General features: G+C 37.4%; 13 protein-coding genes, 1 riboswitch and 2 other annotated features. Of the genes, 9 read left to right on the top strand and 4 right to left on the bottom strand.

Translation table 11 applies throughout. The features are described from left to right. Window positions 1-23: 23 nt before the first annotated feature. Window positions 24-668: an HD domain-containing protein gene (locus J2R98_RS09450; protein WP_307068361.1), complete on the bottom strand. Its 645-nt coding sequence runs from the start codon at window positions 666-668 to the stop codon at window positions 24-26. Window positions 669-749: 81 nt separating this feature from the next. Further along, a riboswitch (TPP riboswitch) is annotated at window positions 750-852 on the top strand. A gap of 133 nt (window positions 853-985) precedes the next feature. Between J2R98_RS09450 and J2R98_RS09445 the strand changes: the two genes are divergently transcribed. Genes J2R98_RS09445 through J2R98_RS09425 form a run of 5 tightly spaced genes read left to right on the top strand, consistent with a single transcriptional unit; the run spans window position 986 to window position 4,531 of the window. Next, window positions 986-1,576, top strand: coding sequence for a YkoF family thiamine/hydroxymethylpyrimidine-binding protein (locus J2R98_RS09445; protein WP_307068360.1), 591 nt, complete (start codon window positions 986-988; stop codon window positions 1,574-1,576). A 14-nt stretch (window positions 1,577-1,590) separates the two neighbouring features. Continuing rightward, window positions 1,591-2,199, top strand: coding sequence for an ECF transporter S component (locus tag J2R98_RS09440; RefSeq protein WP_307068358.1), 609 nt, complete (start codon window positions 1,591-1,593; stop codon window positions 2,197-2,199). Then, entirely contained in the window at window positions 2,186-3,574 is a 1,389-nt protein-coding gene (locus tag J2R98_RS09435; RefSeq protein ID WP_307068554.1) for an ABC transporter ATP-binding protein, read from the top strand. Before J2R98_RS09440 ends, J2R98_RS09435 begins: the two co-directional genes overlap by 14 nt. 8 nt (window positions 3,575-3,582) lie before the next feature. Then, entirely contained in the window at window positions 3,583-3,765 is a 183-nt protein-coding gene (locus tag J2R98_RS09430; RefSeq protein ID WP_307068356.1) for a hypothetical protein, read from the top strand. Further along, window positions 3,749-4,531, top strand: a complete 783-nt coding sequence (locus J2R98_RS09425) for an energy-coupling factor transporter transmembrane component T family protein (protein WP_307068354.1) — start codon at window positions 3,749-3,751, stop codon at window positions 4,529-4,531. Before J2R98_RS09430 ends, J2R98_RS09425 begins: the two co-directional genes overlap by 17 nt. Window positions 4,532-4,700: 169 nt before the next feature. On the opposite strand, the gene J2R98_RS09420 is transcribed toward J2R98_RS09425, so the two are convergent. From J2R98_RS09420 to J2R98_RS09410, 3 genes are all read right to left on the bottom strand, one after another. Further along, the gene (locus J2R98_RS09420; RefSeq protein ID WP_307068352.1) at window positions 4,701-5,879 is read right to left on the bottom strand and encodes a GTP-binding protein; all 1,179 of its coding nucleotides are present in this window, start codon (window positions 5,877-5,879) and stop codon (window positions 4,701-4,703) included. A 19-nt stretch (window positions 5,880-5,898) separates the two neighbouring features. Beyond that, window positions 5,899-7,047, bottom strand: a complete 1,149-nt coding sequence (locus J2R98_RS09415; protein ID WP_307068350.1) for an FAD/NAD(P)-binding protein — start codon at window positions 7,045-7,047, stop codon at window positions 5,899-5,901. Between the two features lie 106 nt (window positions 7,048-7,153). After that, entirely contained in the window at window positions 7,154-8,920 is a 1,767-nt protein-coding gene (locus tag J2R98_RS09410; protein ID WP_307068349.1) for a glycerophosphoryl diester phosphodiesterase membrane domain-containing protein, read from the bottom strand. A gap of 175 nt (window positions 8,921-9,095) precedes the next feature. After that, window positions 9,096-9,343: a binding site (T-box leader), on the top strand. A 48-nt stretch (window positions 9,344-9,391) separates the two neighbouring features. Continuing rightward, window positions 9,392-9,685 (top strand) — a binding site (T-box leader). Window positions 9,686-9,743: 58 nt separating this feature from the next. Here J2R98_RS09410 and trpE point away from each other — a divergent pair. Genes trpE through trpC form a run of 4 tightly spaced genes read left to right on the top strand, consistent with a single transcriptional unit; the run spans window position 9,744 to window position 13,497 of the window. Then, window positions 9,744-11,120, top strand: a complete 1,377-nt coding sequence (trpE, locus tag J2R98_RS09405) for an anthranilate synthase component I (protein WP_307068347.1) — start codon at window positions 9,744-9,746, stop codon at window positions 11,118-11,120. 1 nt (window position 11,121) lies between these two features. Then, entirely contained in the window at window positions 11,122-11,730 is a 609-nt protein-coding gene (locus J2R98_RS09400) for an anthranilate synthase component II (protein WP_307068345.1), read from the top strand. After that, window positions 11,705-12,730 carry an anthranilate phosphoribosyltransferase gene (gene trpD / locus J2R98_RS09395; protein WP_307068343.1) on the top strand — a complete coding sequence of 342 codons (1,026 nt, stop codon included), beginning with the start codon at window positions 11,705-11,707 and terminating at the stop codon, window positions 12,728-12,730. The genes J2R98_RS09400 and trpD overlap by 26 nt, the downstream gene beginning before the upstream one ends. After that, window positions 12,730-13,497, top strand: coding sequence for an indole-3-glycerol phosphate synthase TrpC (gene trpC, locus J2R98_RS09390; protein ID WP_307068341.1), 768 nt, complete (start codon window positions 12,730-12,732; stop codon window positions 13,495-13,497). The genes trpD and trpC overlap by 1 nt, the downstream gene beginning before the upstream one ends. Window positions 13,498-13,502: the final 5 nt, after the last annotated feature.

The following is a 13,502-nucleotide window of genomic DNA, read 5'->3' as shown; positions in this document are numbered from 1 at the left end:
ATTGTCTTAAACTTAACCTTAAATTACCGCATACCCTTCCATTCTGCATAAAACTGATCTAAATATTGATTCATAAACTGATGACGTTCTTCTGCTAACTTATACCCAGTTGAAGTGTTCATTAAATCTTTTAACTTCAATAGTTTTTCATAAAAATGGTTAATAGCTGTTCCATTCCTTTGGCGGTAACGTCCTTGAGACATGTTTGACTCAGGTTCTTCATGAGGGGCGTAAATTAAGTTACCTTGTGATCCTGCAAAAGCAAAGCACCTCGCAATGCCAATAGCTCCGATCGCATCTAACCGATCAGCATCTTGAACGACTTGTGCTTCAATACTAGTTAACGTATCGTTACCATCCTTAAAAGAAATCGTTTGGATGATGTTTAAAATATGTACTTGATTATGCTCATCAACTTGTTGACTACTCATCCAAGTTTTAACCTCATGTAAAGCTACTTCTTTATCCACTACAACTTTATCGTCAATCAAATCATGTAATAATGCAGCCATAACAGAAATAAACGGATCAGCCTCTTCATCTTGCGCTATTCTCTTCGTTATTTCTACGACTCTTACAATATGCCACCAATCGTGTCCAGTTCCTTCTTGTTCTAGCTTTTGCCGCACAAACTCTTCCGTATTTTGAATAACAAATTTCTGATTCATGAGAAGTTACCTTTCTTTTTTAGTTTACAAACGTTAATAGATTTATTATGCTATAAGTATAACAAAACTGCATACGTGATTTACAAGCACTAGGGGAGCTACAAATGTGGCTGAGAAGGTGGAAACCTGACCCTCATGACCCGAACTAGATAATACTAGCGTGGGGAAGTGCGGTGAAGCTTTATGTCTTTTTCATGATTAACACAAGCTGAACTGCATTCCCACGGGATGCAGTTTTTTTATGGTTAGCTAAGGGAATTGATTATCAACTAAGCTAACTACTATACGGTTTTAAAACATTTAAGGAGGAGATTTTCATGACAAATCAACAATGTGGAACAAGCAGAATCGCGGGGTGCCAATTCACTCTATACCCAATGAGTGACAACTTCGTCGACATTATTTTATCAGCGCTAGATGAGGTCGATAGCACAAAAGTATGGAAAGACACTGATGATGTGACAACTTGTGTACGCGGAAAAATGGTTCATGTTTTTGACGTAACGAAGGCCATCTTCCTTCACGCAGCAAAAACAGGTGAACACGTTGCGATGAGTGGCACATTCTCAATCGGATGCCCTGGAGATAATGAAGCTGATGCTTATATGGCTGAAACGGATGAACCTATGAATCTAGAAAAATCACAAACAGTGGATCAACAAGCTGGTTGTAAATTTTCACTTTACCCTTTAGGTCGTGAAGATTATATGGATAAAATCTATGAACAAATCGACCTTTCAAAAGCTCGTGGTGTTGAAGTGAGCGCTTCTCACTATATGACACGGCTAGATGGCGATGTGAAAGATATCTTCAACGCTATGGAAGACTCTTTTGAAGCTGTGCAAGAAAAAGTATCACACACGACGATGACGTTCACGATTTCAGCGAACAGTCCATCAAATAAATAATTCGGAGGTTAATTATGACTAATAAATGGCATCTTAAAGAAATAGTTTTACTTTCCATTCTAGGGGTCGTATTTGCTGTAATCTACCTTTTAGCATTTGGTATTGGGCAAGGTTTAGTCGGTTTTCTGACACCATTTGGGTTAGGGCCTCTAGGTTATGAATTTATTTTCGGCATTTGGTTTATTGTTTCAATCATCGCGGCCTACATTATACGTAAACCAGGTGCTGCATTTACTTCAGAACTAATTGCAGGTACTGTTCAAGTTTTAATCGGCAGTCCTGCTGGTCCAATGTTAATTATTACTGCTGCAATTCAAGGCCTAGGTGCTGAATTTGCCTTTGCGGTAACGAAATGGCGCGACTATCGTTTACGTGTATTAGTAGCTGCTGGTGTGTTTGCCGCTGTATTCAGTTTCGCATGGCACTTCTACAGTAGTGGTTTCTTCGCTTATGCAATGTGGTTAGTAGCAGTCATGTTCATTGTTCGTATGATCAGCGGTGCTTTACTAGCTGGTTTATTAGGTAAATGGATTAGTGACCAATTAGCTAAAACCGGTGTACTTCGTGGTTATGCATTAGGAAAGGAGCTGCAAAAGAAACGTGAAAGAAATGACGCAGCTTAAACCACTGATCGAAGTCAATCAATTCTCATTTGATTATGAACAATTAAATGAACCACTAATCTCTGAAGTGAGTTTCACTATTAACAAAGATGAAACAGTTTTACTAATGGGCTCTAGTGGCTCTGGAAAATCGACCATTTCGTTATGTTTAAATGGTTTATACCCTGATGCGGTAGAAGGTGTCGCGTCAGGGGACATCTTTTTCAAAGGTATTAACATTAAAGACTTTGAGAAAGGTGAGTTAAACCAAAATGTCGGGATTGTTTTTCAAGATCCTGAGAGTCAATTTTGTATGATCACTGTTGAGAATGAGTTGGCTTTCACTTTAGAAAATATTGAAACACCAAGAGAAGAAATCGAACCTAAAATAGATCAAGTCTTAAAAACAATCGGCATGGTAGATTACAAGTATCATAATATCCATGAACTTTCAGGTGGACAAAAGCAGAAAGTTGCACTTGCTTCTGTCCTATTATTAGACCCTGAACTGATCATTTTAGATGAACCAACAGCGAATTTAGACCCCGTTTCAAGTATAGAGTTTATTAATTTAATTAAAGGGTTAAAGCAAGAAACTCAGAAATCCATTTTCATTATTGAGCATAAGGCTGATGACTGGTTAGATTTCACAGATCGTGTACTCGTTTTAAATAAACAAGGTCAATTAATCGCAAATGATACTCCTAGATCACTTTTCACAACAAATAAACCCTTAGTTGAAAACGAAGGGTTATTCATTCCTAAAACTTATCAAAAACAAACGTTAAAACCTCAAAACGAAGGAACAAGTAAACCTGTTGAAGCAAATATGGTTATAAATAATCTTAGTTTCAACCGTAAAAAGACTATGATCCTGAATAACATTAATATGACATTGAATAAAGGTGAAATGGTGGCGATTGTTGGTGAAAATGGTGCTGGTAAATCGACTCTTCTCCAACTTATGGCTGGTATTTTAAAACCAAAGAAAGGAAACATCACCTTTTTAGGAGAGCCTATGCAAAAGTGGAAAGAACAAAAGCTTAGACAACATATGGGCTTTGTCTTCCAAAACCCAGAACACCAATTTATTACGGATACGGCTTATGACGAAGTGTCTTTTGGCATGACGTTAAACGGATATAGCGAAGATGTCATAAAAGAACGCACTGAACAATTGCTTCACAACTTTCAGTTAAGTGCTCATAAATGGAGCAACCCTTTTGCATTAAGTGGTGGGCAAAAACGCCGACTAAGTGTTGCGACGATGTTAGATGAAACCCCAGACTTATTACTTTTTGACGAACCAACCTTTGGTCAAGATGCACAAACGACAAATGAATTAATGTCTATTGTAAAAGATTTACAAACTAAAGGAACAACCATTTTTTTGTAACCCATGATATGGACTTAGTCGATTTATATTGTGACCAAGTTTATGTCATTAACGAACAACAAGTGGCTTATGAAGGGCATCCACACCAACTGTGGCAACAAAATGCACTTCTTGAACGAGCGAGGTTACGACTACCAGACCGTTTACGTCACGGGCAAGAAGTAGGTGAGACATATGATCTCGTCTATTAATCCTACAATAAAAGCTGGAGCCATTTTAGTTCCTGGCGTCTTGCTCGGTTTAATGTTCGATATTTTCACGCCACTAGTGTATTTGATCTTTATAATTGTGGTTACTTTCGCTTTTACTGATATATCACTGAAACGATGGTTACTCATTTTCTCGCCGTTTGTTTTGTTCATACTTTCTTTCAGTTGGACTCGAATGCTATATACGAGTGAGTCGTTTCAAGGTGGATCTATATTATTTGAGTTTTGGTATTTTCAAATGACAACGGAAGCCTTGATGGTATCGATTAGCTTAGCACTAAGGTCGTTATGTTTTATCGCATTATCATTACTGTTCATTTTAACGACAGATTCAACAAAATTAATGCTTAGCTTAATGCAACAATTGAAGCTTCCACCAAAAATAACTTACGGCGTATTAGCTGGGTATCGCTTCCTCCCTACTTTTAGGCATGAGCTTGAAATTTTACGCCAAGCTCACCGTATTCGCGGAGTTGGGCGTGCTAAAGGAATTAAAGGAAGAGTTCAACAGTTTAAGAGGTATTCGATTCCGTTATTAGCTAATGCCATACGCAAAGCAGAACGAGTGGCTAACGCAATGGAATCTAAAGGATTTACAGGCGACCGTAACCGGACCCACTACCACGAAATGAAAGTCCGCAGACGTGATTGGGTATTCTTCGGAAGTATGGTTGGAGCGCTTTTCCTTACAGTATTTATGTCTTACTATTTTGGCTACCTCAACATTTTTGGAAGAGAAATTAATTAAAAAGCTGAAGTTAAAGTGTCAGCTACAGAACAAAACCCGAACGATTATTCAATTTAAATCGTCCGGGTTTTGATTTATTATCTTTTCTAATAATACGGTTTATAACTATTTAAAAAAGCTAATCATTCGTGCTTTCATATCATTTGAACGCTTTTGTCCTACAACCATTTTACACATACTCTGGTAATGGATCTTCAAACATGCTCCAATTCTCTTGCATTTCGTCATCAGTTAATAATGTTTGATCCAGCATCTTCCTAATCATAGCTTCATCCATTTCTAAACCTATTAGAACAAGTTCTGTCACCCGATCACCATGCTGTTCATCCCATTTTTCTCTTATTTCTGGTTCTTCTTCAAGAATGACTTTTTGCTCTTCCTCAGAATATGAAGCAACCCATTCACCTGCTGATTCAATCATAAGGGAGGTGCCCGCCTGTGATAATAAACCGGCAACATCGTTTCGAGAAGATAACCAAAAGAAACCTTTTGCTCTAATCACATCTTGTGGCCAATTTTCCAAGAAGTCCATAAATCGTTTAGGATGAAAAGGCCTTTTACTTTTATAAACAAAAGAAGAAATGCCATATTCTTCAGTCTCGGGAACATGTTCTTCATTCAGCTCTTTAATCCAGCCAGCTCCTTGACTGGCCTTTTCAAAGTCAAAAGAATACGTATTCAATACCTCTTTCAGTTCAACCTCTGCAAAAGATGTTGTTAATATTTTAGCTTCAGGATTTAACTTCATGAGTACTCGTTTCAATTCTTCAACATCAATGTCTTCTAACAGATCAGTCTTATTGAGTATTAGTACATCTGCAAACTCCACTTGGTCTATTAATAAATCGACCACTTCTCTCGTATCATCTTCTGAAACAGCCTCTTGACGTGCTAAAAGGGATTCACCTGATGCGAAATCTTCCCAAAATCTATTACCATCCACTACAGTTACCATAGTATCTAAACGGCAATAATTCATTAAGTTAACCGACAGTTCTTCATCAACGTATGTGAAAGTTTGCGCCACAGGTATTGGTTCTGAAATTCCCGATGATTCAATCACAATATAGTCAATATCACCTTTTTTAGCAATTTTCTCAACTTCAATCATTAAATCTTCACGTAATGTACAACAAATACAACCATTTTGAAGCTCTACTAATTTCTCTTCCGTTTCTGAATAAGGTCCATTCTTAATAAGGTTTGCATCAATGTTTATTTCACTCATGTCATTAACAATAACTGCAACCTTTAGATTTTCCGTGTTTTTTAATATTCGATTCAACAATGTGGTTTTACCAGAACCTAAATAACCACTTAGCACAGTAACAGGAATTAGTTTATTCATCGTAATCATCCTTCTTTATTTATTTCGATTGCGTAATGAGTTTAGCAGCCTTTCGTGCCCCAGCTATATTTTTAGCAATAGGCCCAACTTCCAGTTCAGCTAATGAGCCTGCAACATATAAATGTGAACACCATTCCAATTGGTTAGTAATTGGAAATCCACATTGAGCACAAGGTAAATTTTCTTCAATAATTAATCGAGATAGCCAACTTTGATTAGGGAGTCCTTGTTTGAAACCAGTTGCAAGCAATACTGAGGATGCTTCCACCGTTGGATTACTTTCTAATAATAAGTTTACCTTTTGATCATCTTTACAACTTAGGCTTTTAACTTGATCAGTCACTATAGATATTTGCCCTTTTCTTTCCAATGATAAAAGTGTGAAATATAAATCTCGTGGGATCGACCCTTTGTGCCTCGCGTTAGTAATAATTTCTCTCCGCTTTGTTAACTCTTTTTCTTTATTAAAACTATTCAGGTATTTAGGTCCAAGCCAACCGGGATCACTATCAAACAAGTGAATCTTAAAAGGCTTCCGTTTAAGAAGTGTGACCTTGCCTGGAAATAGGTTGGCAAGCTTAATTACTGAATGTGCTGCACTAATCCCACCACCCACAACAACGACTGGTGAACTTAATTCACTAAAATTAGTAACACTTGAGCTAAAAACATGATGAACATTTTCAAACCCTTTAGCCCAGTCAGGAATATGTAAATCATGGGTTGAGCCAACTGCAATAACTAAATTGGTAGACTTAAATACCTCTCCATTATTAGTTTTTACACACCAACTTGAACCTTCTTTTTTAACGTCACAAACGTTTCCTCTATGCCAACAATCTAGTATAGAACAAGAATTCAACACATATTGAGAATGTTGGTTAAATAATTCTAGTGCGGGCCTTTTATATTTACCAAAAAAACTTTTATCATTATACTTCTTAGCATAATGCTGTAAGCTGAAGGGATTTGTATCAATTTGATGGACTGAAGGCGACCGTAAAAAAGGCATACCAATTTTTGAAGTTAGTTCTTGCCATCGATGCATGGGCTTTTCGTATGAATCAATAATCAGTAATTGATTTGCATCTACTTTCTTTTGTCTAATTAGGTGAGTTGCAATAGTACAACCTTGAACTCCCCCTCCAATTATGATCCACTTGTACAAAATCCCACCCCTCTTTCAAATCGTAACGGTTACGATTTATACCTATAATAACGCTTAACTGTCCTTTTGTAAAGCAAAAAAAAGAGGCTGGTAATCCAACCCCTTTCTACTCTCTAAGTTCAAACATTCTTAACACGACATCTGGTGTTTTCGTAATAATTCCATCAACATCATACTGTAATATTTGGTTTGCTGTCCTGTCGATGTTCGTTGACCATACCCATACCCCTCGCCCGTCTTGACGAGCTTCTTCAACTAAACTTTCTGATAACATTGTTTGGTGTACAGTATAAAAGTCCACATCTAAACGAGATAGATCTCCAACAGCGGTAAAGAGAATTTGCCCAATATAAACATCTTCATTCAAGGCACGAATTTCTCTTAACACTTGGTTATTAAACGCCATTACGTAAAAGTCATTTTCCGCTTCATATTCTTCAATTAAACGAACAATTTCCTCAGCCAACTCTGATTCATTATCATCTGGTTTCAAATCTAATAAAAGTCGAACACCCGCTTCTTGAGCCACTTCAATCACATCTTCTAGTTTGGGGATCGGTTCACCAGAAAACTCTTCAGAAAATGACGACCCAATCTCAAGCTCAGACAATTCATCATACGTTAATTCACTTATTCGCTCTGGCTCACCTGCCATCCGCATTAAGCTCATATCATGGTGCAACACAGCCACACCATCTTCTGTTAATTGTATATCAATCTCAATGACATTAATCCCCTTCTCAATTGCTGACTGGACACCACTCATCGAGTTTTCTGGTGCATTGACTGAATCGCCACGATGCGATGCAACCTCTACACTCCAATCTAAGTAAACTAAATTCCCACTCACGGTTTGGTTATAAGCAAAAACCCCTGTAACGTAAACAACTAACAACAGTACGACTAAATAACGTTTACTTTTAAAAAACTTAAACGCTTTACGTTCTGTCTTGGCAAGCTTTTTACTTTTAACTACTTTTAACTCATCTTCCACTTCGTCATAATCCTGTTTAAATTGGTAAAACAAATTCGTTAAAATAATCATATTAATCGGCACTAACACTAAAGTGGATAGCGCAGCAATAACGGTTGAGATTGTCACTAAATAATGTTCGATTAAATCTCCAATAACCGTACCAATCATGCCGGACGGAATTAATGAAATAAGGTAAATTAACAGTGTACTTAATGCGAAAATCAACAAGTTAATCGCAATTATATTAACTAACACAGACTTTTTATTTCGTTTTGTTAAACGCATACTTTGTTTGATTGCTTTTCTTACATTTAAACCTTCAATCACGATATAGTGAATAGCAAAAATCCATCTTAGAATAATGTAAAGAACTAAGAGTAATAGTCCAAAGTAAATAGCAATGTAAAGATTAGACAACGCTAAGTGCCCTGAATACAATATATCCATATTCAAGTCATAAACGACCCGGTCGATCGGCGTCTCCACAAACGGCACAAGTAAAAACAGCACCATAATTAAAGGCAAAATACTAACACTGATCAACTTAGGCGTTTTAGATACAGCTGTTAAAAATGCGTTAGCTAAAGTAATCGACTGGTTAAAAAACTGTTGTTGTGCTAGAACAATAAAAACGCCAAACTCTATAAATATTAATGCGAAAACCATTAGTCCAACGACAGTTAAAGCAATAGCCCCAGAATAACTTAATGCTATACTGTATACATCATGATTAATGGCTGTTGGCGCACCGATCAACATTAAAATTCTATTGAAAATAACAGAAATGATTGGCATAAACAAAACACTCGTTAAAACCATGTATATTAAAGCGAACGTTATATGTTTAGGATAAGTTTTTCTAAAATCATTTAGGCTTTTGTTAAATACTTGAAACATATGATCCTCCACTTAAACTTTTATAATAAACTGATTCCCTTTTGTAATTTATGCTAAACGAAGAAGTAAGGAAACACAACCAGACTAATTTTCTAGGTATTTGTATCATTATTTAATAATAAAGGTTGACAAAACATAAAGTGATACCATATGATAAATAACAAATCTTAAAAACGGATTGGCATAGATGAAGAGAAGTAGTTTAGTAAGTTACTTCAGAGAGCTAGTGGTTGCTGTAAACTAGTGTGACGAACTAAATGAATGGACTTCTGAGCCTCCAACCGAACGTCTTTTGACTAATAAGGTTGGCGAACGTCTCATCGTTACAAGAGACACGTATTCAAGCATTAAGCTTCGATACGCGCTAAGTGGACTGAATCTTTCAGTCAATTAAGGTGGCACCACGGGTCTTCCGTCCTTACAATATAAGGACAGAAGGCCCTTTTTTATTTGGCAAAATAACATAAACATATTAAATCGTTGAGTAAGAGAAGTAGACGAATGTTAAGTCATTACAGAGAGCTAACGGTGCTGAGAAGTTAGCGTGAACAACATCGTTGAATGGACTTACGAGAGGTTGCCTGAACTGCAGTATGGCAACTCGGACTTCCACCGTTAACAGGATAGGGTATCGGAAGAGCTCTATATTTGAAACGTCTTCCCCTTTTGAAATCCAAGCTCTTCCCGTACCTGAAACTATGAGAGGAAAAGTATATACTTTATACTTTTCAATAGAGGTGGTACCGCGATCTAATCGTCCTCTGTACACACAAATTGTGTGTGCAGGGGACTTTTTTTATACCTAAATAAGGAGGTACGAAACATGGTTCAATACCAACACAAAATCATTGAAGGCGACCAACATACACCTATTTCCATTTTTCAATCACTTGAAGGAACTAAGAAATTCTTATTAGAGAGTTCTCTAAAACATGAAGACATTGGGCGTTACTCATTGATTGGCGAAAATCCATACTATGAGTTTCAAGCTCATGGACGTACAGTTACTGAAACAAACCTACAAACAGATGAAGTGACTACAAAGAATGGCGACCCAATTCAGTCTCTATCTGAGCTAGTCAAAGGCGAACTGTCTTTACCTTTTGACATTCCTTTCATGGCTGGTGGCATTGGGTATATAGCCTATGACATCGCTAAACAATTCGAACCAATTGGATTCGGACAACATGATGACCTTAACATGCCAGACATTCATTTCATGTTTTACGAGAAGATAATTGTGTATGATCATTTATTACAAAATGTCCATTGCTTCGTATTTGATCAGTGGATTACAAATGAAAAAGTTAATTTAGAAAAAGAAATGACGCAGTTAATTAACCAAATAAATGGTCAAGAAGCCAAAAACAAACAGGGTTTTACACTGGGAGAATTTAAATCGAATATCGCCAAAAATGATTATTTAAACAAAGTTGAACAAATAAAAGAACAAATCAATCAAGGAGAAATATTCCAAGCTGTGTTGTCACAACGACTGACTGCTGAGTATGAAGGTGACCCTTTTAGTTATTACCGTCAATTAAGAAAGCATAACCCATCACCTTACATGTATTTCATTAATTTCAATGATTATCACATATTAGGTGCTTCACCTGAAAGCTTAGTTAAAGTTCACGGTAACCAAGTAACAACGAACCCAATTGCAGGTACACGCAAAAGAGGTCAATCAAGAGATGAAGACATCAAGCTTGAGAATGAACTGTTAACGGATGAGAAAGAAATTGCGGAACATCAAATGTTAGTCGATTTAGGGAGAAATGACATTGGCAGAGTTGCTCAACCTGGAACTATTGAACTAACAAAATATATGGTCATAGAACGATACCGTTTCGTTATGCATATCGTCTCTGAAGTAACTGGGGTGTTAGATAAAAGTGCAACACCGCTTGAAGCATTAAAAGCATGTCTACCGGCAGGAACCGTTAGTGGTGCACCCAAGATTAGAGCGATGCAAATTATTAACAGTCTCGAACCAACTAAACGAGGAGCATACTCTGGCGGAATCGGCTACTTATCGATCAATGGCAACTTCGATTTCGCTTTAGCGATTCGAACAATGATTTTGAAAGACAACCTAGCTCATGTTCAAGCTGGTGCTGGTGTCGTATATGATTCAAACCCTGAAAGTGAATATGAAGAAACGCTAAACAAAGCAAAAGCGCTTATGGAGGTAGATTAAAATGATTTTACTTATTGATCATTACGATTCATTTACTTACAACTTATATCAATACATTGAAGAACTAGGCTTTTCAGTCGAGGTACGACGTCATGATGAAATCAATATATCAGAAATAAAGGAAATGAACGTTCATGCCATTGTCCTATCACCAGGACCTGGGAAGCCGATTCACTACGAACAATCTATGAATATCGTTAAAGAATTACACACACAGATTCCCATTTTAGGTATTTGTCTAGGTCACCAAATAATAGGTGCGACCTTTGGAGCTCAAGTCAAAAAGGCGAGTATCATTATGCATGGTAAGCAATCGTTAATTTTACACAAAGGCCAAGGGCTGTTCGAGTATTTAAGTCAACCATTACAAGTGATGCGTTACCACTCACTAGTCATTGACGAACAAACTTTGCCACCTTATTTTAAACGAAAAGCTATTTCAATGGATGATGATGAACTGATGGCGATTGAGCATCAAACATTCCCCGTATTTGGCATCCAATTTCACCCAGAATCCATTGGGACAAATGAAGGCAAACAGATCTTAAAACAATTTTTAAGTAAAACACGAAAGGAGAATGACCATGAATCTACTTCAAAAATTAGTTGAAGGAAATAAACTAACTCAACAAGAAATGACGTCAGTTTCACACCATTTATTTAGTGAAGAGATCTCTGACAGTGAAATCGCCTCTGTTCTTACAGCTTTGAAAGTTAGAGGTGAGTCTGTAGAAGAAATTGCTGCTATTGTTGAAGTTCTTCGTGAAAAGGCAATGCCTATTAAGAAAAGTTTGATTGGTGTCATGGACAATTGTGGAACAGGGGGTGACGGCTTACAAACCTTTAACATCAGCACGACGTCTGCTTTTGTATTAGCAGGTGCAGGAGCGAAAGTCGCTAAACACGGAAATCGTAGTATTTCAAGTCGTACAGGAAGTGCTGATGTATTAGAAGAACTTGGTGTTGCACTTGACTTTACGAGTGATGAAGTCGAACAACTGATCGAAACAAATGGTGTTGCGTTTTTATTCGCGCCATACGTTCACCACCGATTAAAACGCATTATGAAAGTTCGAAAAGATTTAAACGTTCCAACGATCTTTAATTTAATCGGTCCACTTACAAATCCTGTTGCATTAGATACACAGTTTTTAGGGGTTTACCGTCGCGATCATTTAATGAAAATGGCCGCTGTCTTACAACGACTTGGGCGAAAAAGAAGTATCGTCGTCAATGGTGCAGGTCATATGGATGAAGCGTCACTCGCTGGTGAGAACCACTTTGTCTTATTAGAAGAAGGTGAACTAATCCCTTTTACACTAACTCCAGAAGACGTTGGACTAAACACTTATTCCAATACAGACATTACTGGTGGCAATGCGAAAGAAAATGCGCAAATAATGCTTGATGTGTTATCTGGCAAGGAAGGTGCTTATTACGAAACAACACTTTTTAATGCTGGAATTGGTTTATTCGCATCTGGTATTGCTAACTCGATTCAAGAAGGCGTTGACTTAGCACGCGATAGTATTCAATCTGGTCGAGCTTTAGAAAAACTGAACTACTTAATCCATTTTAGTGAAAAAAGAAAAACAAAGGAGATTTCGTAATGGGGACAATTTTAGATCGAATCTTAGATCAAAAACGAAAAGAAGTCGAGCTGCTAAAATCACAACCCGTGATAAAAAGCGGTTCGACGAAAAACATCACACCTTTATATGATACACTTCGTCAATCCAATCAATTGTCTGTTATTGCAGAGATCAAACGTGCTTCTCCTTCCAAAGGTGACATTAACGTCGGAATGGAGCCACCTGAACAAGCCAAGTTGTATGAACAAAGTGGTGCTAAAGCCATTTCTGTTTTAACAGATCAACCTTTTTTCAAAGGGACAATTGAAGATTTAAAACAAGTAAGAGAGACTGTTCAACTTCCGGTTTTATGCAAAGATTTCATCATCGATCAGGTTCAAATCGATCGAGCAAAACAAGCCGGCGCTAATGTCATTCTACTTATTGCAGCTGCCTTACCCGAAGAACAACTAAAAGCACTAAACGACTATGCCATTTCATCTGGACTAGAGGTGTTGTTTGAAGTGCATAATGAAGTGGAACTAAAGGCGGCTGAATCTCTTGGCGCTAAAATAATCGGCATTAACAACCGTGATTTAAAAACGTTCAAGACTGATCTGGCTGTAACAGAACGGCTCGCCTCTCAAATTCAGAACCCTGATGTCATGGTCATTAGTGAGAGTGGAATTAAAACAAATGAAGATGCTAAGCGTGTTTTTCAAGCTGGGGCAAACGGCATCCTCGTTGGTGAAACACTGATGAAATCGAACAACGTACCAGATGCGTTACAACAACTGATCGTCTAGGAGGT

This window comes from Alkalibacillus filiformis (genome assembly GCF_030814115.1).
Taxonomy (GTDB): Bacteria; Bacillota; Bacilli; order Bacillales; family Alkalibacillaceae; genus Alkalibacillus; species Alkalibacillus filiformis.
Note: the sequence above shows the minus strand (reverse complement) of the source record. Positions and strands in the feature narration are given on the sequence as shown.

What these genes read in the sequence shown, in the direction of transcription:
- J2R98_RS09450 (WP_307068361.1), bottom strand. Translation starts at nt 668, where the DNA reads ATGAATCAGAAATTTGTTATTCAAAATACGGAAGAGTTTGTGCGGCAA.
- J2R98_RS09445 (WP_307068360.1), top strand. Translation starts at nt 986, where the DNA reads ATGACAAATCAACAATGTGGAACAAGCAGAATCGCGGGGTGCCAATTC.
- J2R98_RS09440 (WP_307068358.1), top strand. Translation starts at nt 1,591, where the DNA reads ATGACTAATAAATGGCATCTTAAAGAAATAGTTTTACTTTCCATTCTA.
- J2R98_RS09435 (WP_307068554.1), top strand. Translation starts at nt 2,186, where the DNA reads ATGACGCAGCTTAAACCACTGATCGAAGTCAATCAATTCTCATTTGAT.
- J2R98_RS09430 (WP_307068356.1), top strand. Translation starts at nt 3,583, where the DNA reads ATGGACTTAGTCGATTTATATTGTGACCAAGTTTATGTCATTAACGAA.
- J2R98_RS09425 (WP_307068354.1), top strand. Translation starts at nt 3,749, where the DNA reads ATGATCTCGTCTATTAATCCTACAATAAAAGCTGGAGCCATTTTAGTT.
- J2R98_RS09420 (WP_307068352.1), bottom strand. Translation starts at nt 5,879, where the DNA reads ATGAATAAACTAATTCCTGTTACTGTGCTAAGTGGTTATTTAGGTTCT.
- J2R98_RS09410 (WP_307068349.1), bottom strand. Translation starts at nt 8,920, where the DNA reads ATGTTTCAAGTATTTAACAAAAGCCTAAATGATTTTAGAAAAACTTAT.
- trpE (WP_307068347.1), top strand. Translation starts at nt 9,744, where the DNA reads ATGGTTCAATACCAACACAAAATCATTGAAGGCGACCAACATACACCT.
- J2R98_RS09400 (WP_307068345.1), top strand. Translation starts at nt 11,122, where the DNA reads ATGATTTTACTTATTGATCATTACGATTCATTTACTTACAACTTATAT.
- trpD (WP_307068343.1), top strand. Translation starts at nt 11,705, where the DNA reads ATGAATCTACTTCAAAAATTAGTTGAAGGAAATAAACTAACTCAACAA.
- trpC (WP_307068341.1), top strand. Translation starts at nt 12,730, where the DNA reads ATGGGGACAATTTTAGATCGAATCTTAGATCAAAAACGAAAAGAAGTC.